The sequence below is a fragment of the Janthinobacterium sp. BJB446 genome, assembly GCF_002735655.1.
GTDB classification, from domain to species: domain Bacteria; phylum Pseudomonadota; class Gammaproteobacteria; order Burkholderiales; family Burkholderiaceae_D; genus Janthinobacterium; species Janthinobacterium lividum.
Genome location: NZ_PDZK01000001.1, coordinates 2,004,652 through 2,027,999 on the forward strand (window position 1 = coordinate 2,004,652; position 23,348 = coordinate 2,027,999).

Here is a 23,348-nt window from a genome sequence, read left to right on the forward strand (position 1 = left end):
CTGCATGGGCGAAACTTAGTCGGTGGTTTCGGCCGGCCAGTCGCGGATGTAGGCCTTGAGCATCTGGTTTTCAAAGCTTTGCGCTTCGAGCACGGCGCGCGCCACGTCGTAGAAGGAAATGACGCCCAGCAAGGTCTTGGCATTCATGACGGGCAGGTAGCGCGCGTGTTTTTCCAGCATGATGCGGCGCACTTCATTGACTTCCGTATCGGGGGTCACGGTGATCGGGTGGTCATCCATGTGCTTGCGCACGGTGCCGCCGCCGATCTGGCCCGCGTTTTCATGCAGCGCGTTCAACACTTCGCGGAAGGTCAGCATGCCGACCAGGTCGCCAAATTCCATGACCACCAGCGAACCGATGTCCTTTTCAGCCATGGTATTGGCCGCGTCAAGCAGGGGCTGGTCAGGCGTGACCGTGTAGAGGATATTGCCCTTGACTTGGAGAATTTCAGATACTTTCATATTGGCCGTCCTGTCCGCGTGATTGGTATTTTAGTTATTCTAGCCCTTACTGCGACTGTAGCCTATGCCTGCGGAAAAATCCAGCCTTGCGCGCAATCAAATCGAGGGGGATTGTCGGGCAAGAAAAACGTAGCGAGCGGATGCGCGGCGCGGCCGAGAAGCGCAGCGGTACGCGAGTACCGTGAGCATCGCCGGCCGTGCCCCGCGACGCGCAGTAGTTTTTCTCACGCTCTGCGGCGGAACCAGCCGGCGATGGACAGGCGCTCGCGCGCCGTCGGCAATACTTCGTGCAGCATCTCGCCCGACATGAACATCGCCATGCGGCCCGCTTGCGGCAAGACGTCCACCACGGGCCCGCCCTGCGGGTGCAGGCGCAGTGCGCCGCCGTGCTCGGGCAGCCAGTCGTCGTTCAGGTACAGCACGACGGACACGGTACGCTTGTCGTCATCGCGGAAACGGTCCAGATGGGCCCGGTAAAAGGCGCCCGGCGCGTACAGGGCAAAATGGCTTTCGTACTCCTCCAGTCCCAGGAACAGCTCACGGTTGAGCATGCAGCGCAGCGCTTCCATCTGTTCCAGGTAGCGGTCGCACGCTTCCGAGCGGCCCGTTTCCAGCCATTCGATATGGTCGCCGCGGATGTCCGGCTGCAGCAGCGGTGCATGGCCGCTGCCCACGCCGGCGCCCTTCATCTTGCCGCTGAGCATGGATTGCACGCATTCGGCGGCCAGCTGGCGGCTCAGTTCGGGGGAGATGAAATGCTCTTGCATGAGCCAGCCTGCCTGGCACAGGCCGTCGACGATAGATGGTCCGGGAACGGCAAGGGAGCCGTCGAACGATATTGCGGGCATAAAATCTTTCCTGGTGGACATGCGATGAGAGTTCGCCTGAAGCCCAGGATTTCGCTTGCACGCAGCAGCCTCTCCTGCGGCGCGGCGCACGCGCGCAGGTAAAACAGCCCGAATATCGCTGATCCGGTATCCTACCACCGCCGTGCCGCGCCGGTCACTTTTTTTACACTTCAGGTTACACGCGCCACCCGCCAGCACGGCGCCATGCGCCCTGCACAGGAGCTCTTTTGCTCGGCTGCAAATCAGGTTACGATCTTGCCACTATAAAACTTGGCGGAGACACCATGAGCGGCCCGAAATACCCCGGTTTCGATACTTTATCCCTGCACGCGGGCGCCGCGCCCGACCCGGCCACGGGCGCGCGCGCCACGCCCATCCATTTCACGTCCTCGTTTGCCTTCAAGAGCTCGGAGCATGCGGCCTCGCTGTTCAATATGGAGCGGGCCGGCCACGTGTATTCGCGCATCTCGAATCCAACCAACGCCGTACTGGAAGAGCGCATCGCCGCCCTTGAAGGGGGCGTGGCCGGCATCGCCACGGCCAGCGGCCAGGCCGCCATGCATCTGGGGCTGTCCACCATCGCGGGCGCGGGATCGCACATCGTCGCTTCGCGCGCCCTGTACGGCGGCTCGCACAACCTGCTGGCCTATACCCTGAAACGCTTCGGCATAGCCACCACCTTTGTCGATCCGCGCGACGTGGACGCCTGGCGCGCCGCCATCCGCCCAGATACAAAAGTGCTGTTTGCGGAAACCCTGGGCAATCCCGGCCTCGACGTGCTGGACATCCCGACCATCGCCGCCCTCGCGCACGAACACCAGTTGCCGCTGATGCTAGATTCGACGTTTACCACGCCGTATCTGCTACGCCCCTTCGAGCATGGCGCCGACCTGGTGTTCCACTCGGCCACCAAGTTTTTATGCGGCCACGGCACGGCCATCGGCGGCCTGCTCGTCGATGGCGGCACCTTCGACTGGCAGGCGGCGTACGACAGGACGGGCCGTTTCGCCGAACTGTGCGAACCGTATGAAGGCTTCCACGGCATGGTCTTTGCCGAGGAATCGACGGTGGCGCCGTTTGCCCTGCGCGCGCGGCGCGAAGGCTTGCGCGATTTCGGCGCCGTCATGAGCCCGCACAACGCCTTCGCCATCCTGCAGGGCATCGAAACCCTGGGCTTGCGCATGGACCGCCACGTGGCCAACACGCGCAAGGTGATTGACTTCCTGCTGGCCAATCCGGCCGTGGAATCCGTGTCCTATCCCGAACTGCCGTCGCATCCCGACTACGAACTGGCGAAAACCCTGCTGCCGAAAGGCGCGGGCGGCGTGTTCACCTTCCGCCTGCGCGGCGACCGCGCGGCGGGCCAGCGCTTTGTCGACAGCCTGAAGATCTTTTCGCACCTGGCCAATGTGGGCGACGCCAAGTCGCTCGTCATCCACCCCGCCTCCACCACGCATTTCCGCGTGCCCGACGATCAGCTGGAACAGGCGGGCATCACGCAGGGCACCATGCGTTTATCGGTAGGCCTGGAAGACGCCGATGATTTGATCGAAGACCTGGCCCGTGGCCTGAAACTGTCGCAGAAAGGCGCCTGAGATGCTGTTCACCATCGACCATACCGTCGCCTACTGCTACACGGGCGGCAAACCATACAACCCGGGCCAGCCGACGGCCGTCTTCATCCACGGCGCGCAGAACGACCATTCCGTGTGGGCCCTGCAAACGCGCTATTTTGCCCACCACGGCTGGAACGTGCTGGCCGTCGACTTGCCCGGCCATGGGCGCAGCCTGGGTACGGCCAAGGATAATGTCGCAGACCTGGCGCGCTGGATACTGGCCTTGCTGGACGCTGCCGGCGCGGCCAAGGCCATGCTGATCGGGCACAGCATGGGGTCCCTGATCGCGCTGGAAGCGGCGCACCTGGCGCCGGAGCGGGTCAGCCACCTGGCCATGCTGGGCTCCACCTACCCGATGAAGGTCTCGCCGGCGCTGCTGGAAACGTCATTGAGTGATGAACAGGCGGCCATCGACATGGTCAATATCTGGTCGCATTCGTCGATCGCGCAAAAGCCGTCGTTTCCCGGCCCCGGCTTCTATGCCATGGGCGGCGCGCGGCGCTTGAAACAGCGCATCGCCGCCCTCAATCCCGATCACGTGTTTCACACGGATTTTTTCGCCTGCAATGCCTACGCGAACGGCGAAATCGCCGCCGCTTCGGTACACTGCCCGACTTTATTCATTTTCGGCGCGCGCGACATGATGACGCCGCCCAAATCGACCCGGCTGCTGACAGCGGCAATCGCGCATGGCACGGTGGTGCAGGTCGACAGCGGGCACGAATTGATGGCCGAGCAGCCCGACGCCGTGCTCGACGCGCTGTTTGCGTTTGCGCAGGCAGCGTGAGCACATGTTTTTTTAGGATAGATGGACGATGTTGCTGAATACCCTGTTTGACGAATTGACTGGCCGCGGCAGCGGCACGGAAGATGAACGCTACGAACGCTATAAATGGCTGGAACAGCTGCGCTTCACCAACCCGCTGGCGGACGAAGGCGGTCCCATGGCCGGCATTCCGTATTACCAATGGTGCCGGCTGCCGCAGGCGCTCGTCGTGGCGGGCCAGCACACGGATCTGCTGGTCGGCACCACGAGCTCCCAGTACCTGGTCTTCGAGGGCCGCCACGCGGCAGCCTTCGCGGCCGAACTGGGCCTGCAATACGACGCCAACAACCGCATCGACCGCCCCGGTGGCCTCGACGAGCTGCTCGACGCCTATGAAGAGCAGGCGGACGGCAGCTGGAACACCCTGCCGGATGAACCGCCAGCGCCACCGCTGGCCGGCTGGGACGACGTGTACTTCCGCGTGCGCGACCTGAGCGACGGCAGGACCATCCAGAGCGTGACGACCATCGCCTACGAGAGCAGCCGCTTCCCTGGCTACACCCTGCTGGGCACGACCATGGTGGGCGTCGGCGCCATCATCCACGACGACGAAACGGCGCAGTATATGCAGCAAATCTTCGCCGACTGGGCCATCCAGCGCGATTGCGCCGCCACCTGCCCGGCGTCGTCCACGCCCTGGCCCCACACGCCGCGCCAGGTGCCGCCCTCCCCGTTCGACTTTAGCCGCAACCTGGCTTACCTCGACGCCCTGCTGGCCGCCTATGTCCGTGCGCAGGCGCAGGCGGAAAACGACGGTGGCGACGCGGCCTACTGGGCGTGCGCGGCCGCCAGCACGGCTTACCAGGTCTTCTCGCTGCGCTACACGGCAGGCTTGCCCTTGCCTGACGTGGAAACGGCGCTGGAAGCGGCCGTTGCCGCCTGCGAAACGGCGCGCGCGGCCCTGGCCGAGGCCTACGATGACGACGCCTTGCCCGCCTTTGATTTCGAACAATTGACGGACTATGCGCGCACCCTGCAGCTGCTGGGCGCGACCCTGCTGTTCGGCCGCCACGACCTGGCCGCGCGCCTGACCGCCCTGCAGACGGCCTTCGATGGCGAAGATGGCGTGTACGAAGCGCTGTTGTCCGCCATCGATCCGCAGCGTCCCGCCGTCGACGAATGGTATTTCGCCGAGCCCTATTCGGCCCTGTACGAGTGCCTGGACGCGGACGATCCCGCGCAGCAGCTCGAGCATCTGCGGCATTACCTGGCTACCTGGCATGGCGCGCTGGTGCGCGAAGACTGGTTCAACGGCCATTTGCGCGCGCAGGGCCTGGGCGGCTATTACGGCCTGTGGGCCTTCGAGGCCGCCGCCGCGGCAAAGCAGCTGGGACTCGATCGCGGCGCGCTGGCGCACTGGGTCATGCCGCCGGCGCCCTGACCTTCCAACATTTTGAACGAAGAGACATGATCAATACCGCAGCCCTGTTCAGCACCGCCTTTTTGCCCGGCCAAGCCGGTTTCGACACCGACGCCATCACGGGCCTGGCCGAATGGCGGCTGGACATACCGATGCTGTTCAAGCTGCTCGTCGGCGCCGGCGCGCAAGCCACCGCCTGGCCCATCTACGGCGATGGCGAAGACTGTCCCTGCGTGCTGGCCGCGCCAATGGTCCAGGCGCAAGCCAGCTGGCAAGCCTTGTCCTCCCTGATGGACAGACCGCGCGACGCGGCCGCCATCGTCGCGCGCAGCGCCATCAGCACCCTGCTGGCGGGCGGCCAGCCGTGGCTGATCCTCGATTGCGTGCAGCTAATCCCGCACGATATCGGCACGCCGGAGTACGCGGCCGGGCTCGAGGGCCTGCGCGCCGAGGCGCAAGCCCTGCACTCCGCCCTGCAGCGTGGCGAGCGGGAAGCGCTGGCGCCCCTGCTGGCCGCCGGCACCGCATCGCCCGCCACCGGCTACTGGTCGGCCACGGCCGTCGCGCAGCTGGCCGATGTCGAGGAACTCGCCGCGGACGAACTGCCTTTCCTGCAAGGCCTGGAAGTGGTGGGATGGGAGGAAGACGTGCTGTGCCATGAAGTGAGCGCCGCCGGCGAACCGGACGTCACCGGCCTGGTCACGCCCTATGGCCGCTGGATCGTGCCGCTGTCGCAGCGCTATGTCGACCTGGGCGTTTACTACGCGGACGATGGCTGGATCACCTTTGCCACGGTGGACGCCCCCGATGCGCACGGCGTGCTGGACCTCAACGGTACGGTGGTGCTGCCGCCCGCCCCCGGCGCCCTGTATGTGATTACCCCCCATCTGTTGCAGCAGATCGATGCGGACGGCGCCAGCCGTCTGCTGCGCCTGCCAGATGGCGCGCTGCTGATCGACAGGGTGGACAACATATGCCAGCGCGAAGACGGCTTGATCGACATCGAACGCCAGACAGACCAGACAGACGATGACGAGAAGCACAATGTCTGCGGCGTGCTCGACAAGATAGGCAAGGTCGTGGTGCCGCCCGTCTACAGCTCCGTGCAGGATTTCGGCACGAAGAAAAAAATCGCCGTCGTCAGCCAGCGCATCGCCGGGCGCTTCCTGTTTGGCCTGGTCAATAGCCAGGGCGAGCTGCTGGCGCCCTGCCAGTACGAAGCCATCGACTGCGCCACCACCTCGTCGTCGCCCAAGCTGCGCAAGAACCTGATCTTCGCCATCGATGCGCAGGGGCTGGCCTGCATGCTGACACTGGATGGAAAACAGGTTTTCACGCCCCTGTATCCACCGGCCCACCATTTGCGCGGCGTGGCCGTGCAAAGCGATTTTTTATATGTGGTCAAGGATGGCATGGCCTGGAGCATGGATTTCACGGGCCAGCTGCTGGAACAGTTCGACACCGTGGACAACTTCAAGGCGGCCGTCACGGCCCAGCTGAGCGCGGCCCTGGGCCTGAGCAAGAAAAAGCCCGTCAGGCGCCGCAGCTTTACGCCGCCGCAAATCCTGGCAAAGGCCGACCGCGAGCAGTTGCGCGCCATGGCCGCCCTGCTCTTGCTGGGCGATGCGGCACTGGCCGCGCGCTGCGTGGACATCACTTTGGAAGAGCTGGCGGAGGACGACCCGGAAGAAGAATACGAAGGCGACACGCCCGAAGCGGCGTGCTTCTTCCTGCTCTGGTCCACAGCTGCCGATGCGTTGGGCCACGGCACCACCCTGGACTGGAAAGCCGTCGATGAAGTGCCGCGCATCGGCCAGCATATTGGCCTGCCCGCGCTGCGGGACTTCCGCTGGACGGAGCGCGAAGATGACGATGCGATGGCCGAAGGCCTGGCCGCCATCGCCGCCCACCTGGCGCCGCATCAGCTGCGCCTGGTGAACGTGCAAGGCGGCGAGGACACGTATTACCTGGGCGTGGTGCGGGAGCAGGATGCGGCCGCGTTCAGCAAGGTGGCGCTGCAGGCGGCCTTGCGGCCCGTGGTGTACTAAGACCGCTCAGTTAAGACCGCTCAGTTGCATTTGACGGCGCCGAAATGCTGCGCCAGGGTCAGGCCCAGCCCCTGCTCCACGGCGTTTTCCACCTGCGCCGCCAGGGCGGCTGCTTCTTCCGCCGCCTTGATATCGCGTTCATTGGTGGAACCGGCCGGATAGCCGGAGTTCACGCGCATGCCGCCAAAGACGAACAGCCGGTAGACATCGGCCAGGCTGATGCGGTTGACGTTGCCCAGCAAGACCCAGTGGTCGGAACTGTCGGCCACGCGCTTGCCCCACTGCACCCGCACGGCGCCCTCCACGTTCACACGTCCCACCCAGCCCTGCTGCACCATCTTGTCGAGCAGGGTTTCCATCTCTTCGAAACCCAGACGCGTGCTGCGGCGGATCTCGGCCGCGCCCACCAGGGCCGAATCGGCGCAGTGGCAAGCCTGGTGCAGCACTTTCAAAATGGCGACAGCATCGACGAATTCGCTGCCCGGCACCGCTTCGTACCACCAGCGTTCATATTTCACGACGGGCAAGGCAGCCACCAGCAAGGCACCCACGAGGGTGATCATCCAGCTCAGGTATATCCACACGAGGAACAGCGGCAAGGCGGCCAGTGCGCCGTAGATGCGCGAATAGGTGGGGAATTCCTGGATGAATTCGCCGAAGCCCCGCTTGGCCACCTCGAACGCCAGCGCCGCCAGCAGGCCGCCCCAGGCCGCGTCGCGCCAGTCCACGTCGCGGTTCGGCACGGCGATATAGAGCAGGGTAAACGCCAGCATGGTCAGGCCGATCGACACCAGGGTATAGAACACGGTACCGAGGAACGGCACGGCGCCTACCACGCCGCTGGTGGCGATGAAGACGCGCGAGGTCACCGTCAGCGACACGCCGACCAGCAAAGGCCCCAGAGTGACGATGGCCCAGTAGACCAGCAGGCGCTTGGTCCAGCGGCGCTCCTGGCGCACGCGCCAGATGCGGTTGAAGACGCGCTCGATCAAACCCATCATGCCCACCGAAGTGACGATCAGGGCACCGGCGCCGATGGCAGACAGGCGCGTGGCCTTCGAGGCGAACGTCGTCAGGTAGCCGAGGATGGTATTCGATATGCCCTTGGGCATCACGCTTTGCACGAAATAATCTTCCAGCGCGTGGCGGAAGGTATTGAACAGGGGGAAAGTGGTGAAGATCGCCAGGGCCAGGGTGAGCAGCGGCACCAGCGCGAACACGGTGGCAAACGTCAGGCTGCCGGCCACTTGCGGCAGGCTTTCTTCGCGCACGCGGCGGCGCGCGAACTGCAGCAGGTCGCGCGTTTCGGACCACGTCAGGCCGCGCACGACGGCGAGTCCCATGCTCAAGGTGCGCCACAGGTATTGGAAGATGGGGAATATATATTTTGAAAACATGTGCTAAATCAGAACGGCGCCATGACAGCAGTCGTATCAGGCTGTAAAGCGCCCTATAATACCAATGATGAAGCCAACCAATCTGATTATTCTCGTATTGTTTTATTCACGCCATGGCGCCACGCGCCAGCTGGCCGAGCTGATAGCCCAGGGAGTGGAAAGCGTGCCTGGCTGCGATGCGCGCCTGCGCACCGTGCCCGCCGTCTCCACGGTGGCCGAAGCGACGGCGCCGGAAGTGCCGCTGGACGGCGCGCCCTACGTGGAACTGGAAGACTTGCAGGAATGCGCGGGCCTGGCCCTGGGGTCGCCCACGCGCTTCGGCAACATGGCCGCCGCCATGAAGTATTTCTGGGATGGCACGGCCAGCGACTGGCTGGCCGGCAGCCTGTCCGGCAAGCCCGCCTGCGTATTCACGTCCACGGGCAGCCTGCACGGCGGCCAGGAATCGACCCTGCTGTCGATGATGATCCCCCTCTTCCACCATGGCATGCTGGTCATGGGCTTGCCCTACACGCATCCTGAACTGATGACGACGTCCACCGGCGGCTCGCCCTACGGCGCCACGCACTGGTCGGGCATAGACGGCGACAAGGCCTTGAGCGAAGATGAAAAACGCCTGGCCATCGCCCTGGGCCGGCGCCTGGCGGAAAATGCCGCGAAACTGGCAGGCGCATGATGCACGGCGTACTGCACAAGTATTTTCACTGGGGCGCCATCGCCAGCCTCCTCACCCTGATCGTCTGGTGCGTGCTGTGGGAAACCGTGATCGCGCCGCTGCAGCCGGGCGGCTCCTGGGTCGTCCTGAAGGCGGCGCCCCTGCTCATTCCCCTGTACGGCGTCATCAAGCGCGACGTCTACACCCTGCAATGGTCGTCGATGGTGATCCTGCTGTACTTCACGGAAGGCGTGGTGCGCGGCTACAGCGACACGAACGCCACCTCGGCGCTGATGGCCTGGGGCGAGGCGGCCATCGTCTGCATCTATTTTGTCTGCGCCGTGCTGTATCTGCGCCCGTATAAAAAGGCGGCCAAGCGCATGGCCAGGGAACTGCTGGAAAAAGTGAATAAAGTGAGCATCAAGAAATGAGCGACAAGCCTGTGACTGACCAAGCCGACTTCCTCGCCGTCTGCCGCGACCTGCTGGGCGACGCCTACGTCCTCACCCAGGACGCCGACACGGCGCCCTTCCTCACCGACTGGCGCGACAGGTTTACCGGCAAGGCCCTGGCCGTGCTGCGCCCCGCCACGGTGGAACAAGTGGCAGCAATCCTGCGCGTCTGCGCGCAATGGCAGGTTCCCGTCGTGCCGCAAGGCGGCAACACGGGCCTGGTACTGGGCAGCATACCCGATGCGGCCGGCACGGCCGTCGTGCTGTCGCTGGCGCGCCTGAACAGCATCCGCGCGCTCGATCCCGTCAACCGCACCATCACGGTGGACGCGGGCTGCATTTTGCAAACCATCCAGGAAGCGGCCAGCGCCGCCGGCTGCCTGTTCCCCCTGTCGCTGGCGGCCGAGGGCAGTTGCACCATCGGCGGCAACCTGGCGACGAATGCGGGCGGCACGGCCGTGCTGCGCTACGGCAACACGCGCGAGCTGTGCCTGGGCCTGGAAGTGGTCACGCCGCAAGGCGAGATCTGGAGCGGCTTGCGCGGTTTGCGCAAGGACAATACCGGCTATGATTTGCGCGACCTGTACATCGGCGCCGAGGGTACTTTGGGCGTGATCACCGGCGCGGTCATGAAGTTGTATCCGCAGCCGAAAGCCTGCATCACGGCGCTGGCCGCCATGCCCTCGCCCGCCCATGCGCTGCGCCTGCTCTCGCTGATGCAAGACCATTGCGGCGCCAGCCTGACGGGTTTTGAATTGATGTCGCAGTACTGTTTGCAGCTGGTGGCGGAGCAGTTCCCGCAGCTGCCGCGCCCATTCGCCGACGCGCACGGCCAGTATGTGCTGCTCGAATTGTCCAGCAGCCAGTCCGAGGCGCACGCCGTGGAATTGCTGGAAGCGAGCATCGGCGCGGCCCTGGAAGACGAGTTGATCGAAGATGCCGTCGTCGCCAGTTCCGTGGCGCAGTCCGAGGGACTGTGGCAGCTGCGCGAACACATCCCGCTGGCCCAGGCGCAGGCGGGCAAGAACATCAAGCACGATATCTCGCTGCCCATTTCCTGCATCGCCGATTTCATCGCCGTCACGGATACGGCCCTTGAATCGGCCTTCCCCGGCTGCCAGCTCGTGTGCTTCGGCCACCTGGGCGACGGCAACCTGCATTACAACGTGGCGCCGCCAGCCGGCATGACGGATCAGGATTTCCTCGCCAACCAGGATGCCATCAACCGCATCGTGCACGACCAGGTCCACGGCTTTGGCGGCTCGATTTCGGCCGAACACGGCATCGGCGCCCTGAAAAAGGACGACCTGGCCCGCTACAAGTCGCCGCTGGAACTGCAGCTGATGCGCGCCGTGAAGCAGGCGCTGGACCCGCAGAACATCATGAATCCGGGGAAGATATTGTGAAGCCGTCGTCCCTCCTGCTATGCGCCATGGCCTTGCTGGCCGGTTCCGCCAGTGCGCAGGACGTCTATAAATGCGTGCAGGATGGCCAGACCAGCTACAGCGCCACGCCGTGCACGGCCGGCCAGCTGCAGATCCTGGAAATCCCCGCGCCTCCGCCTGCCATCGACAAGGGCGCGGCCACGCGCCAGGAACGGGTGGCCAGCCAGATGGAAGCGGCGCGCAAGCAGCGCGAGAAGCTCGAAGACCAGGCCCGTGAACGGGCCGCCAAACAGAAGGACATGCACGAGAAGCATTGCGCCCAGCTGCGGCTGGAGCAGAAATGGGCGGCGCAGGACGCCGTCGGCGCCGGCGACAAGAACCGTGATGCGGCGCAACTGAAAGCGCGGCGCGCCGGCGAACGCCTGGCCGTCGAATGCCTGAATTGATTGCGCCGCTGGCCAGCCCGGCGACTACGCGCCTGCTGTCGCGCTGGCTGCTGCTGGGCGAATGGCGCGCGCATCCAGTGCGCGCCCTCGTCGCCATCCTCGCCATCGCCATCGGCGTGTCGCTGGGCTTTGCCATCCATCTGATCAACGCGGCCGCCTTCAATGAATTTTCCACGGCCGTCAAAAGCCTGTCCGGCCAGGCCGATGTGCAGGTGGCCGGGCGCGAAGCGCTGTTCGACGAATCCATCTACCCATGGCTGGCGCAGCGCGACGGCGTGGCCGTGGCTTCGCCCGTGCTGGAGCTGCAGGCTACGGTGGCCGGCAAGAAGGACGGCGGCCCGCTGCACATCCTGGCGCTCGACGTCTTCCGCGCCGGCTTCATCTCGCCCGACCTGATCGGCGCGCCAGCCGAAGGCCAGCCTTTCGACACCCTGGCCGACGACGCCCTGTTCTTATCGCCGGCCGCCCTGCGCTGGCTCAATGTGGCCGAAGGCGGCCAGGTCGCCCTGCAATCGGGCACGGGCACGGTATCCCTGCGCGTGGCCGGTTCGCTGCAGCGGGCGCGCGCCGGCCAGCGCATTGCCGTGATGGATATCGGCGCGGCGCAGTGGCGCTTCGAAAAAACTGGCAAGCTGTCGCGCATCGATTTGAAACTGCGCCAGGGCGTGAACCGCGACGCTTTCCAGGCGGCTCTCTCCCGCGCGCTGGAAGCGCAATACCCGGGGCGTTTCCAGGTAGGCCAGCCCAATGACGAAAACCAGAATAGCCGCAACAATAACCTCAGCCGCGCCTACCGGGTCAACCTGACGGTGCTGGCCCTCGTCGCCCTGTTTACGGGCGCCTTTTTGGTCTTTTCCACGCAGGCCCTGTCCGTCATCCGCCGCCGCGGCCAGTTCGCGCTGCTGCGCGTGCTGGGCATGGAGCGGGGCCAGCTGCTGCGCCAGGTGCTGCTGGAGGGCGCCAGCCTCGGTATCGTCGGTGCTGCGCTGGGCATCGCCGGCGGCTATGCCATGGCGGCCGTGGCCCTGCGCTTCTTCGGCGGCGACCTGGGCGCCGGCTATTTCGCGGGCGTGCAGCCGCAGGTGCAGTTCACGCCCGTCGCTGCCTTCGTCTACTTCGCCCTGGGTCTCGGTGTCGCCTTGCTGGGCTGCGCCGCACCCGCGCTGGAAGCGGCGCGCGCCGCCCCCGCCATCGCCCTGAAATCGGGCAGCGAGGAAGTCGTGACGACGCGCCTGGCGAAAACATGGCCCGCACTGGCTTGCCTGCTGCTGGCCGGCGCCTTGACGTTCTTGCCGCCCGTGTTCGAGCTGCCCCTGTTCGGCTATCTGTCCATCGCGCTGCTGCTGATCGGCGCCATCGCCCTGATGCCGCAGCTGGCGGCCGTCGTCTTCCGCTTCCTGCAGCGCGCCTGGCTGCGCACGGAAACGAGCAAGCATGCGCCCGTGCGCAGCCTGACCCTGGCCCGCCTGGCGAACGCCTCGGGCCAGGCCGGCATCGCCCTCGGTGGCGTGCTGTCGAGTTTTAGCCTGATGGTGGCGATGGCCATCATGGTGTCGAGTTTCCGCGTTTCCGTCGACGACTGGCTGCTGCAGATCTTGCCGGCCGACGTGTACGCGCGCACGGCCGCCAGCGGCGGCACGGCAGGCTTGAATCCACGCGAACAGGCCAGCATCACCGCCCTGCCCGAGGTGGCCAGGGTGGACTTCCAGCGCGTGCGCTCGCTGTCGCTGGCGCCCGACCGCCCGAATGTGGCGCTGCTGGCGCGTCCCGTCAATCTGGCCGATCCGGGCAAGAGCATGGTGCTGGTGGGCAATACCTTGCCCGTGCCGGCAGGCAGCCGGCCCGTGTGGCTGTCCGAGGCGGCGGCCGACCTGTATAACGTCAAGCCTGGCCAGCACATAGCCCTGCCGCTGGCGGGCGGCTTGCACACCTTCTTTGTCGCCGGCATCTGGCGCGACTATGCGCGCTCTTCCGGCGCCATCCAGATGCCGCTGGACGACTACCGCGCGCTGACGGGCGACCTCGATGTCAGCGATGCGGCCCTGTGGTTGGCCAAGGACGCCACGGGCGACGCGCTGCAACAGCGCCTGAAAAACCTGCCCTTTGGCGCCAGCCTGGAAGTGTCGAATCCTTCGGCCATCCGCGCCCTGAGCCTGCAGATCTTCGACCGCAGCTTCGCCGTCACCTATCTGCTGGAAGCCATCGCCATCGTCATCGGCCTGTTTGGCGTGGCCGCCACGTTCTCGGCCCAGACCCTGGCGCGCGCCCGCGAATTCGGCATGCTGCGCCACGTGGGCGTGACGCGCGGGCAAATCTTGTCCATCCTGGCGCTGGAAGGAGGCGCGCTGACGGCGCTGGGCATCGCCACCGGTTTCATCCTCGGCCTGTTGATCAGCTTTGTGCTGGTCTTCATCGTCAATCCGCAATCGTTCCACTGGACCATGCAGCTGCACCTGCCGTGGCCCTTGATCGCCACCGTGGCCGGCGCCCTGCTGACGGCAGCCGCCGCGACGGCGCTGATCGCGGGTCGTCAGGCGCTGTCCGCAGGACCCATACGCGCCGTCAGGGAGGACTGGTAATGCGCCGTTTGACTCTTTTACTCGCGTTCTGCAGCGCCGCCGCCACCGCCGCGCCGCCCGCCTTCGCCCCCGTCACGCCGCTGCCCGCCGGCCAGACCCTGCGCCTGCCGCACGACTTCGGCGCCCATCCCGCGTACAAGACGGAATGGTGGTACGCCACGGGCTGGGTAAAAACCAGCGGCGGCGAACAACTGGGCTACCAGGTGACCTTCTTTCGCAGCGCCACGGCCACCGATGCGGACAACCCCAGCGCATTTGCGCCGAAACAGCTGATCATCGGCCACGCGGCCCTGTCCGACCCGAAAGTAGGCAAGCTGCTGCACGACGAGAAAAGTGCGCGCGAAGGTTTCGGCCTGGCTTACGCCAAGGTGGGCGACACGGACGTCAAACTCGACGACTGGCGCATGCAGCGGCAAGCGGACGGCAGCTACCGGGTCAGCCTGGCGGCGCGCGAATTCAACTTGCAGCTGACCCTGGCCCCCACCCAGCCCGTGCTGCTGCAGGGAGAAGGCGGCTACTCGCGCAAGGGCGCCCGGCCCGCGCAATCGAGCTACTACTACAGCGAACCGCAGCTGGCTACCCGTGGCACGATCGCGCGCGCGGGCGGCAAGCCGGAAGCCGTGACGGGCACCACCTGGCTCGATCACGAGTGGTCCAGCCAGGTGCTTGACGCGGATGCCAGCGGCTGGAACTGGATAGGCGCCAACCTCGATGATGGTGGCGCCCTGATGGCCTTCCAGATACGCAGCAAGACAGGTGCTAAACTATGGGCACACGCGACATGGCGCGACGCGTCCGGTAAGATGACGCAGTTCGCGCCCGGCGACGTCGATTTCACGCCCACGCAGCTGTGGCGGTCGCCGCGCACGCAAGCCGAATACCCGGTCGCCACCGAGATCCGCACGGGTGCCACGCGCTGGCAGATCAAGCCGCTGCAGGCAGACCAGGAACTCGATTCGCGCCGCTCGACGGGGGCCGTGTACTGGGAAGGCGCCGTGACAGTGGAGCGCGGCGGCCAGCCGGTGGGCCGCGCCTACCTGGAAATGACGGGCTACGTGCAGCCGATGAAGTTATAAGCAGTACAAAATACAGTAAATACTAAGCGAAAAACAATGACAACCAGCACAGAAACAGGCAGTACGAGTACAGCAACCGCCGCAAGCACCGCACCGACTCCCGACACCGGCACCAGCCGCGAACTGAAAAAAGGCAGCCTGGCCGCCTTCAAGGGCTTGATGCCCTTTCTGACGCCGTACCGCAAGCAGTTCTTCCTGGCCGGTATCGCGCTGGTGGTGGCCGCCGCCTCGACCCTGGCCATTCCCGCCGCCTTCAAGCAGATGATCGACCTCGGCTTCGGCGGCGCGGCCGGCTCGAAGAGCATCCAGCACGTCGACCTGGTGTTCCTCGCCCTGTTCGGCGTGGCGTCCATCCTGGCGCTGGCCACGGCGGCGCGCTTCTATACGGTGTCATGGCTGGGCGAGCGCGTCACGGCCGACATCCGCAGCGCCGTGTACCGCCACGTCGTCACGCAAAGCCCCGCATTCTTTGAAACCACGCAGACGGGCGAAGTCCTGTCGCGCATCACCACCGACACGACCCTGATCCAGGCCGTGGTCGGCACCAGCATTTCCATGGCGCTGCGCAATGTGCTGCTGTTCCTGGGCGGCCTCGTGATGCTGTTCGTCACCAGCGCCAAGCTGGCGGGCATCATCATCGGCCTCTTGATCCTTGTCGTCGTGCCCATCATCGTGTTTGGCCGCCGCGTGCGCAAGCTGTCGCGCGATTCGCAGGACCGCATCGCCGACGCGTCGGCCATGGCCGGCGAAATCCTCAACGCCATGCCCACCGTGCAAGCGTTCACGCACGAGAAGATCGAATCGAAACGCTTCGGCGACTCCGTCGAAGGCGCCTTCATGACGGCCATGCGCCGCATCCGCGCCCGCGCTCTGCTGACCATGATCGCGATTTTGCTGGTCTTCGGCACCATCGTGTTTGTCTTGTGGCTGGGCGCGCGCGCCGTGCTGGAAGGCTCGATGACGGGCGGCGACCTGGGCCAGTTCATCCTGTACGCGTCCATCGTGGCCGGCGCCATCGGCGCCCTGTCCGAAGTGATGGGCGAAGCGCAGCGCGCCGCCGGCGCCACCGAGCGCCTGCTGGAACTGATGGCCGTGAAATCGGAAATCGCATCGCCGGCCACGCCGCTGCCACTGCCCGCGCGCGCCGCGACTGGCGCCGCCCTGTCGCTGGACGATGTCATGTTCTCGTACCCGTCGCGTCCGGACACCCACGCGCTGGACCACGTCAGCCTCGACATCCGCGCCGGCGAAACGGTGGCCGTCGTGGGTCCGTCGGGCGCCGGCAAGACCACCCTGTTCCAGCTTTTTTTACGTTTTTATGACCCGCAAAGCGGCAGCATCCGCCTCGATGGCGTGGACATCAAGCAGCTGGACCTGCACACCTTGCGCGACGCCATCGGCATCGTGCCGCAAGATACGGTGATCTTCTCGGCCGACGCCATGGAAAACATCCGCTATGGCCGCGCCGGCGCCAGCGACGAGGAAGTCATCGCCGCCGCGAAGATGGCGGCCGCCCACGAATTCATCGAACGCCTGCCGAACGGCTACAAATCCTTCCTCGGCGAACGGGGCGTGCGCCTGTCCGGCGGCCAGCGCCAGCGCATCGCCATCGCCCGCGCCCTGCTGAAAAACCCGCCGCTGCTGCTGCTCGACGAAGCGACCAGCGCGCTGGACGCGGAATCGGAACGCCTGGTGCAAAAGGCGCTGGAAGCGGCCATGGTGGGCCGCACCACGGTCATCATCGCCCACCGCCTGGCCACCGTGCAGCGGGCCGACCGCATCATCGTCATGGAAGACGGCAAGATCGTCGAGACGGGCACGCACGCGTCGCTGGTGGCCCTAGGCGGCATCTATGCGAATCTCGCGGCACTGCAATTTCATCACGCACAAATCAATTAAACAGAACCATCATGAACGCACTTTTCCACGCCAACCTGGGCATCACCGATTTCTGGACCTTTTTATTGGGGACAATCTTCATCGTCATCCTGCCCGGTCCCAATTCCATGTATGTGCTGTCGGTCGCCGCCCAGCGCGGCGTGCGGCCTGCCTATCAGGGCGCCTTCGGCATCTTCGCCGGCGATCTGATATTGATGGTGCTGTCGGCCTGCGGCGTGGCCTCGCTGCTGAAAGCCAGCCCGGCCCTGTTCTACGTGGTGAAATACATCGGCGCGGCCTACCTGGGCTGGATCGGCCTGCAGATGCTGGTCCAATGCTGGCGCAAGCTGCGCGCGCCTGCGCCAGCCGACGGTGAAGCGGCGGCCGTCCCTGCCCCCGTCAAGGAAAGCGATCCATTCCGCAAGGCGCTGATCATCAGCCTGATGAACCCGAAGGCGATCCTGTTCTTCATCTCGTTTTTCATCCAGTTCGTCGACCCGGCCTTCCCGAACCCCGTGCTGTCCTTCATCGGCCTGGGCCTGATCTGCCAGGTGATCAGCTTTACCTACTTGACGGCCATCATCTTTGTCGGCGCGCGCCTGGCCGAAACCTTCCGCCGCCGTCGCCGCCTGTCGGCCGGCATGGGCGGCGGCGTGGGCGCCATGTTCATCGGCTTCGGCGCGAAACTCGCCACGGCCACATTGTAAGGAATTACCGTGAACGAACTTGAGCTGCGCCAGCGCTGCCATACCGTCCTGCCGGGCCACCGCCAGCCCACGCCAGCGGCCACCTTCGCCGCCATGGCCGCCTGGTGCGACGCCAACCATGTTGCGCACGACACCTATGGCGAAGGCGCGCTGATCGAACAGTTCGAGAACAAGATCGCCAGCCTGCTCGGTTTCGAGGCGGCCGTGTTCTGCATCACGGGCACCATGACGCAAGTGACGGCCCTGCGCCTGGCCTGCCAGGACCGGGGTTCGCCCCTGGTGGCGCTGCATCCCACTTCGCACATCCTGCGCCACGAGCGGGGCAACCATGAACTGCTCGATCACTTCAAGGGCTTGATGCTCGGCGACCCGCACCGCCCGTGGACGGTGGACGACTTGCGCGCCGTGCCCGACGCGCTGGGCGCCGCGCAGGTCGAGCTGCCGATGCGGGAAATCGGCGGCCAGTGTCAATCGTGGGATGAATTGAATGACATCAAGCGGCACTGCCGCGAGCACAACATCCATTTGCACATGGATGGCGCGCGCCTGTGGGAAGCACAAGCCGGTTTCGGCCAATCCCTGCCCGCCATCTGCGATGGTTTTGATTCCGTGTACGTGTCGCTGTACAAGGGCATCGGCGGCCTCGGTGGCGCCATGCTGGCCGGCAGCCGCCCGTTCGTCGAGCGGGCGCGCGAGTGGTTCCGCCGCCAGGGCGGCAATATCGTGCACCGCACGCCGTACGTGGTGGCCGCCGCCATGCAGTTCGACGCGCGCCTGGCCGCCATGCCGCAGTATTTTGCACGCACACAGTGGCTGTACGCGCTGCTGCGCGACTTCCCGTCGATTGCCGTCAATCCCGCCCAGCCGCAAGCCAACATGCTGCACCTGCACCTGCCCGTCTCGCGCGAGCGGGCCATCGCCATCCGCAATCAGCTGGCCGAAGACCACGGCATCTGGCTGTTCGGCCGCGCCAGCCACGCAGCGCTTCCCGGGCACAGCGTGGTGGAATGGTATGTGGGAGATCAGTTGCTGGAACTGCCGGACGACACCGTGCGGCTGGCCCTGACCTTGCTGGATCAGGCCATGCGCGCCCGGAAGTAGCCGGCGCAAGTCGGGGTAGGTCGGGGTAGCGCGCAGCGCGTCACCCGACAACATCCGAAAACCCATGAAAGGCCGGGGTCTGCCCTCAAAAAAAAAGCGCCCGAAGGCGCTTTTTTCATTTCATGGCGGCCGGGTTGGCCGCCACTACCTGCTTAGAACTTGTAGTTGTAAGCGAGACCGATCAACTGCATGCGGGTCTTGAACAGGCCCTTGGTGGTTTCACCGTTGCCGGTGCAGCCAGGGGTCACCGGCGAGCAGTCATTCTTGTAGTTGACAGTAGCATCCTTGAAGTCGATGAAGCTGTAAGCCAGGTCGAGCGAGGAATTGGCGTTCAGCTTCCAGTTCGCGCCGATCGAGTACTGCATGCGGTCGCTGTCCGGCAGCGCTGGATGACGCAGCTCGGCGCTGCGCACTGGTGCCTGGTCATGCGCGATACCGGCGCGCAGCAGCAGGTTTTCGCTGTACTTGTAGTTGGTGCCCAGCGACACGCGGTAGGTGTTCTTCCACTGCTGGCGGATGCGCTCCGGGCCTTCGGCCGTCGGCGGGAACTGGATGTCCAGGTTCTGCAGGCGCGAAGTGCGCGTCCAGGTAACGTCGCCCATCAAGGCCCAACGATCATCCATCTGATGGAAGGCGTTGACCGACAGGGTTTCCGGCGTGCGCACTTCGACCAGCGCCTTGGAATTGACCTTGTTCGATGCCTTGGCGATGAAGGCATTCACGGCGGCGTTGTCCGACACTTGCGAGAAGTCCCAGATCGTGTCGCCTTTCAGCTTGTGCGAAATCGACGAACGGTAGGAAATGCCGAAACGCGTGCCTTCATTCATCTGGTACAGGTAGCCCAGGTTGAAGCCGAAGCCCCAGTCATCGCCATCCATCGAGGCATGGCCATCCTTGGCGCCCTTCAGTGCGGCGCCGGCTGCCTGCGCGGCGGCCAGGCCCTGCGTCTTGGCGATATTGGCCAGGAAGGCTTGCGACGCGGCTGGCGCGTGCTGGGCCAGGAAGGCCACGGAACCCGGCACGTCGACTGCCTGGCCCAGTTCCGCCTTCATGTGTTCAGCGGTGACGCCGAAACCGAAGGAGTGGTGTTCATTGACCTTGAAGGAAACGGAAGGATTCAGGGCGATGGCTTCGAGCTTGATGTTGGTGATCGCATAGCGGCCGCTCCAGTCATTGCCGTAATCGAGCTTGGCGCCGTATGGCACGAACAGGCCCATGCCAACCGTCCATTGATCATTGACCTTCTTGCTGGCATACAGGGCTGGCGCAAAGACGGCGTCCGGCGCATAGTCCTTGGTCGTACCGCCCGGCGTGCGGCCGGTAAACGTCCTCGAACCCGTGTCTTCATAGGTCGAATGCGGTACCACCAGGGTGCCGCCGCCCATGAACTGCGTGCCTTCCAGGCGCGACAAACCGGCCGGGTTGTAGAAAATGGTCGATGCGTCGGCCGCTTCGGCGCCGCTGGCATCGGCCGTGCCCTGGGCGGAAACGCTTTGCGAACCGAAACGGTAGCCCGATGCTTGTGCGGTGGAGGAAATGCCGGCGAATGCGGCAACGATCAGGAGGGGCAGATATTTATGTTTCAAGTTAGTCTCTCTTTATTATATGAAATTGTCTTCGGCACACTATCGCGGGCATATCCAGCTGCCCCGTCTTGCACTTTTCTTGCCGCCGTGAACTCCAATTCACTGACGGCATGAGCGAAGCATATAATATTTTTTAGAAAAAAGCGAACGTTCGCTCTTTTTATGAAACGGCGTTGTTTTTCCTGCGCATACGACCTTCTACAGTGCCAGCGCAGGGGCTGGAAGCGGTATCAGAAAGCGCTGATGCATCAGCGACAGCATCTGTTCGGCGGGCACGGGGCGCGAGATGAAATAGCCCTGCACCTCGTTGCATTGCAGCGCGCGCAGGATGTCGAGCTGCTCGCGCGTCTCCACCCCTTCGGCCACCACGCTCATGCCCAGCGCATGCGCCATCGACAGGATGGCGCGCACGAACACTTCGCCCTGCTCCGAGCGGCCCAGCTCCATGGTGAAGGCGCGGTCGATCTTCAAGCCATCCATGGCGAACTTCTGCAGCTGCGACAGCGAGGAATATCCCGTGCCGAAATCGTCGACCAGCAGGCGCACGCCCAGCGCGCGGATGGCGGACAGCTGCTCCACGGCGCGGTTCTGTTCATCCATCATGGCCGATTCCGTGATTTCCACCTCGATCAGCCGCGCATCGATGCGGTGGCGCGTCAGGGCCGAGGCCAGCACCTGGTGCACGTCGCCGCGGCCGAACTGGCGCGCCGAGACGTTGATGGACACGGGCACCAGTTCCAGCCCGCTGGCTTGCCAGCGCGCCATCTGCAGGCACACCTTTTCGATGACGACTTCGCCCAGCTGCGAAATGAGGCCGCTGCTCTCGGCCACGGGGATGAATTCCAGCGGCGGCACCATGCCATGCTGCGGATGGTGCCAGCGCACCAGCGCCTCCATGCTGCACAGCTGCCCGCTCATGGCGTCGACCCGCGGCTGGTAGACGACGAGGAACTGGTCCTGCTCCAGCGCCGCCACCAGGCTTTGCTCCAGTTCGCGGCGGTTACGGATAGTTTCAAACAGTTCCGGCTGGAAGAAACGGTGATGGCCCTTGCCCGCCACCTTGACGGCATACATGGCGATATCGGCGTTCTTCAGCAGCACTTCCGTCTCTGCGCCATCGCGCGGATACAGGCTGATGCCGATCGACGCCCCCATCTTGTGGCGCTCGCTGCCCAGGTAAAACGGTTCATCGAAGGCGATGGCGATGCGCTGCGCCACCTGCTCGGCGCGGCTGTCGTCCTCCACCGGGTCGAGCACGACGACGAATTCGTCGCCCCCCAGGCGCACCACGTGATCGCCGGGCCGCAGCACGGCCTTCAGGCGCAGCGAGGCGGCGCGCAGCACCTTGTCGCCCTCGGCGTGGCCCTGCGTGTCGTTGATATCCTTGAAGCCGTCCAGGTCGATGAACAGCAGCGCCAGCATGTGCCGCGCGATGGCGGCGCGGCCCAGGGCGCCGGGCAGGAATTGCTGCAGCCAGTAGCGGTTGGGCAAGCCCGTCAAGCCATCTTCATTGGCCAGGCGGCGCAGGTCGCGCTCGTGCTCCTTGGCCGTGCTGATGTCTTGCAGGGTGACGGCCAGGCGGTCGCCACTGCGCACCAGGCGCCGGCGTATCCAGCGCAGCTTGAAGGGGTTGCCTTCCGGCAGCTCGATCTCTTCCTCGGAAAAGCCGGACACCATGGCGGCCCGGTAATTATGGATCAGGTCGCGGAAATACGGCTCGTGGGCGCGCGATTGCAGGCGCATGCCCAGCAACTGTTCGCGGCGCACGCCAAAGTAGCCGGCGCCCGGCTCGTTGCAGTCGACGATCTCGAAATCGAGGATGCTGCCATCCGTGCCGCGCAGGGCGGCAATGATGTAGAAGCCGTCGCTCGTGCCTTCGGTGGCCATGCGGTAGGCATTGCGCACGCCCTCGGACTGGTGGTGGCGCCACGCCAGGCGCAGCGACAGCACGGTGGCGACGGCGGCAAAGGCCAGCAGCAGCAAGGTGACGGCAAAGGCGATGCCGATATATATCGTGCGCGTTTCCTCGTAGGGATGCAGCATTTCGCCGTCCGACAATCCGACCACGGCCGTAAACGGATAGGCTTTCAGCGCCTGCCAGCCCACGTAGCGGCTTTGCTGGTCGGAAAAAGCGATCCTGCCGCCCGAATGCAGGGCACCGCTCTCCGTTTCCAGGAAGCTGGTGTCGAGAAACGGCGTGTCCTCACCGCTCGGGGTCGGCAACACGCGCGAGCCAAGGCGCGTGCTGAACAGCTCACCCTCCTCGCCCACCATGGCCGACATGCCGAACTTGCCAAAACTGACGCTGTTGTAGAATTCAGAAAAATAGCTGGAATGGATGGAGATCAGCAGCACGCCGTCAAAATTGCCATCCTCGTCTTCCAGCCGGCGCGTGAAATGCACGAGGCTTTCATCGGCGCCCGGCACCGCGGCCTCGCTGGCCGCATTGGCCCTCCCCAGCGCGATGCGCAGCGCGCTGGAATTGCTGCGCCAGTGGCGCAGCAGGAAATCGCTGCGCTCGTTGACCCGCAGGCGCTGCAACGGCGCCGTGGCCGTCACGGCGTGGCCCTTGCGGTCGAGGATGGCGACGATGGCAAATTGCGGCAAGGCATACATGCCCTGCGTCTTCAATTGGTCGAGACGCAGCTGGCCGCGCGAATTTTCCCACTCGTATTTGAGCTGCAAGGTCAGCTGGTCCATCTGCTCCAGGGTGCGCAGCAGATACTGGCCATACGCTTTCGACAAGGAAGACACGCTGTCGAGCGCCTGCTGCTGCGCCACCTTCTTTTCCGCCTCCAGCTGCAGCAAGGTGGCCGTCCACAGCACGGCGCACAGGATCAGTCCCAGCAAGGGCCAGGCCAGGATCAGGCGCAGGTTGGCCTTGAGAAAATCGGCCCTGCTCATCTCCACCACGGCGGCGTTATTA

18 protein-coding genes are annotated in these 23,348 nt (G+C 65.0%); 13 read left to right on the plus strand and 5 right to left on the minus strand.

Going from position 1 to position 23,348, the window contains the following annotated elements; translation table 11 throughout:
- Positions 1–15 precede the first annotated feature (15 nt).
- Complete coding sequence (locus CSQ92_RS08870) at positions 16–462, minus strand: CBS domain-containing protein (protein WP_010398828.1); 447 nt, start codon at positions 460–462, stop codon at positions 16–18.
- Between the two features lie 224 nt (positions 463–686).
- On the minus strand, positions 687–1,310 hold the full coding sequence (locus CSQ92_RS08875; protein WP_099393887.1) for a 2OG-Fe(II) oxygenase: 624 nt from the start codon (positions 1,308–1,310) through the stop codon (positions 687–689).
- 284 nt (positions 1,311–1,594) lie between these two features.
- Here CSQ92_RS08875 and CSQ92_RS08880 point away from each other — a divergent pair, with 284 nt between their 5' ends.
- From CSQ92_RS08880 to CSQ92_RS08895, 4 genes are read left to right on the plus strand one after another with little or no spacing between them, the layout of a single operon-like run.
- Entirely contained in the window at positions 1,595–2,905 is a 1,311-nt protein-coding gene (locus CSQ92_RS08880; protein WP_099393888.1) for an O-acetylhomoserine aminocarboxypropyltransferase, read from the plus strand.
- Between the two features lies 1 nt (position 2,906).
- Positions 2,907–3,713: an alpha/beta fold hydrolase gene (locus CSQ92_RS08885; RefSeq protein WP_099393889.1), complete on the plus strand. Its 807-nt coding sequence runs from the start codon at positions 2,907–2,909 to the stop codon at positions 3,711–3,713.
- Positions 3,714–3,741: 28 nt separating this feature from the next.
- Positions 3,742–5,133 carry a PoNe immunity protein domain-containing protein gene (locus CSQ92_RS08890; RefSeq protein WP_099393890.1) on the plus strand — a complete coding sequence of 464 codons (1,392 nt, stop codon included), beginning with the start codon at positions 3,742–3,744 and terminating at the stop codon, positions 5,131–5,133.
- Positions 5,134–5,159: 26 nt separating this feature from the next.
- Positions 5,160–7,160, plus strand: coding sequence for a DUF6630 family protein (locus CSQ92_RS08895; protein WP_099393891.1), 2,001 nt, complete (start codon positions 5,160–5,162; stop codon positions 7,158–7,160).
- A gap of 20 nt (positions 7,161–7,180) precedes the next feature.
- On the opposite strand, the gene CSQ92_RS08900 is transcribed toward CSQ92_RS08895, so the two are convergent.
- The gene (locus CSQ92_RS08900) at positions 7,181–8,557 is read right to left on the minus strand and encodes a YihY family inner membrane protein (protein ID WP_257219172.1); all 1,377 of its coding nucleotides are present in this window, start codon (positions 8,555–8,557) and stop codon (positions 7,181–7,183) included.
- 67 nt (positions 8,558–8,624) lie between these two features.
- On the opposite strand from CSQ92_RS08900, the gene wrbA reads away from it, so the two are divergent.
- The 9 genes from wrbA to CSQ92_RS08945 are packed head-to-tail and all read left to right on the plus strand — an operon-like array spanning position 8,625 to position 18,836.
- On the plus strand, positions 8,625–9,233 hold the full coding sequence (gene wrbA / locus CSQ92_RS08905) for an NAD(P)H:quinone oxidoreductase (protein ID WP_070280806.1): 609 nt from the start codon (positions 8,625–8,627) through the stop codon (positions 9,231–9,233).
- Entirely contained in the window at positions 9,233–9,643 is a 411-nt protein-coding gene (locus tag CSQ92_RS08910) for a DUF2069 domain-containing protein (RefSeq protein WP_373606041.1), read from the plus strand. The genes wrbA and CSQ92_RS08910 overlap by 1 nt, the downstream gene beginning before the upstream one ends.
- On the plus strand, positions 9,640–11,070 hold the full coding sequence (locus CSQ92_RS08915) for an FAD-binding oxidoreductase (RefSeq protein WP_099393893.1): 1,431 nt from the start codon (positions 9,640–9,642) through the stop codon (positions 11,068–11,070). The genes CSQ92_RS08910 and CSQ92_RS08915 overlap by 4 nt, the downstream gene beginning before the upstream one ends.
- Positions 11,067–11,495 (plus strand): DUF4124 domain-containing protein, encoded by a 429-nt coding sequence (locus CSQ92_RS08920; protein WP_099393894.1) that lies wholly within the window; start codon positions 11,067–11,069, stop codon positions 11,493–11,495. The genes CSQ92_RS08915 and CSQ92_RS08920 overlap by 4 nt, the downstream gene beginning before the upstream one ends.
- Positions 11,483–14,074: an FtsX-like permease family protein gene (locus CSQ92_RS08925; protein ID WP_099393895.1), complete on the plus strand. Its 2,592-nt coding sequence runs from the start codon at positions 11,483–11,485 to the stop codon at positions 14,072–14,074. The genes CSQ92_RS08920 and CSQ92_RS08925 overlap by 13 nt, the downstream gene beginning before the upstream one ends.
- Entirely contained in the window at positions 14,074–15,150 is a 1,077-nt protein-coding gene (locus CSQ92_RS08930) for a lipocalin-like domain-containing protein (protein ID WP_099387999.1), read from the plus strand. The genes CSQ92_RS08925 and CSQ92_RS08930 overlap by 1 nt, the downstream gene beginning before the upstream one ends.
- A gap of 36 nt (positions 15,151–15,186) precedes the next feature.
- The gene (locus CSQ92_RS08935) at positions 15,187–17,049 is read left to right on the plus strand and encodes an ABC transporter transmembrane domain-containing protein (protein WP_034784430.1); all 1,863 of its coding nucleotides are present in this window, start codon (positions 15,187–15,189) and stop codon (positions 17,047–17,049) included.
- 11 nt (positions 17,050–17,060) lie between these two features.
- Positions 17,061–17,735, plus strand: a complete 675-nt coding sequence (gene leuE / locus CSQ92_RS08940; protein WP_099393896.1) for a leucine efflux protein LeuE — start codon at positions 17,061–17,063, stop codon at positions 17,733–17,735.
- Positions 17,736–17,744: 9 nt separating this feature from the next.
- Positions 17,745–18,836 (plus strand): threonine aldolase family protein, encoded by a 1,092-nt coding sequence (locus CSQ92_RS08945; protein WP_099393897.1) that lies wholly within the window; start codon positions 17,745–17,747, stop codon positions 18,834–18,836.
- 152 nt (positions 18,837–18,988) lie between these two features.
- On the opposite strand, the gene CSQ92_RS08950 is transcribed toward CSQ92_RS08945, so the two are convergent.
- Positions 18,989–20,422 (minus strand): OmpP1/FadL family transporter, encoded by a 1,434-nt coding sequence (locus tag CSQ92_RS08950; protein WP_034784427.1) that lies wholly within the window; start codon positions 20,420–20,422, stop codon positions 18,989–18,991.
- A gap of 198 nt (positions 20,423–20,620) precedes the next feature.
- Positions 20,621–23,326 (minus strand): bifunctional diguanylate cyclase/phosphodiesterase, encoded by a 2,706-nt coding sequence (locus tag CSQ92_RS08955; protein ID WP_070280814.1) that lies wholly within the window; start codon positions 23,324–23,326, stop codon positions 20,621–20,623.
- Positions 23,327–23,348: the final 22 nt, after the last annotated feature.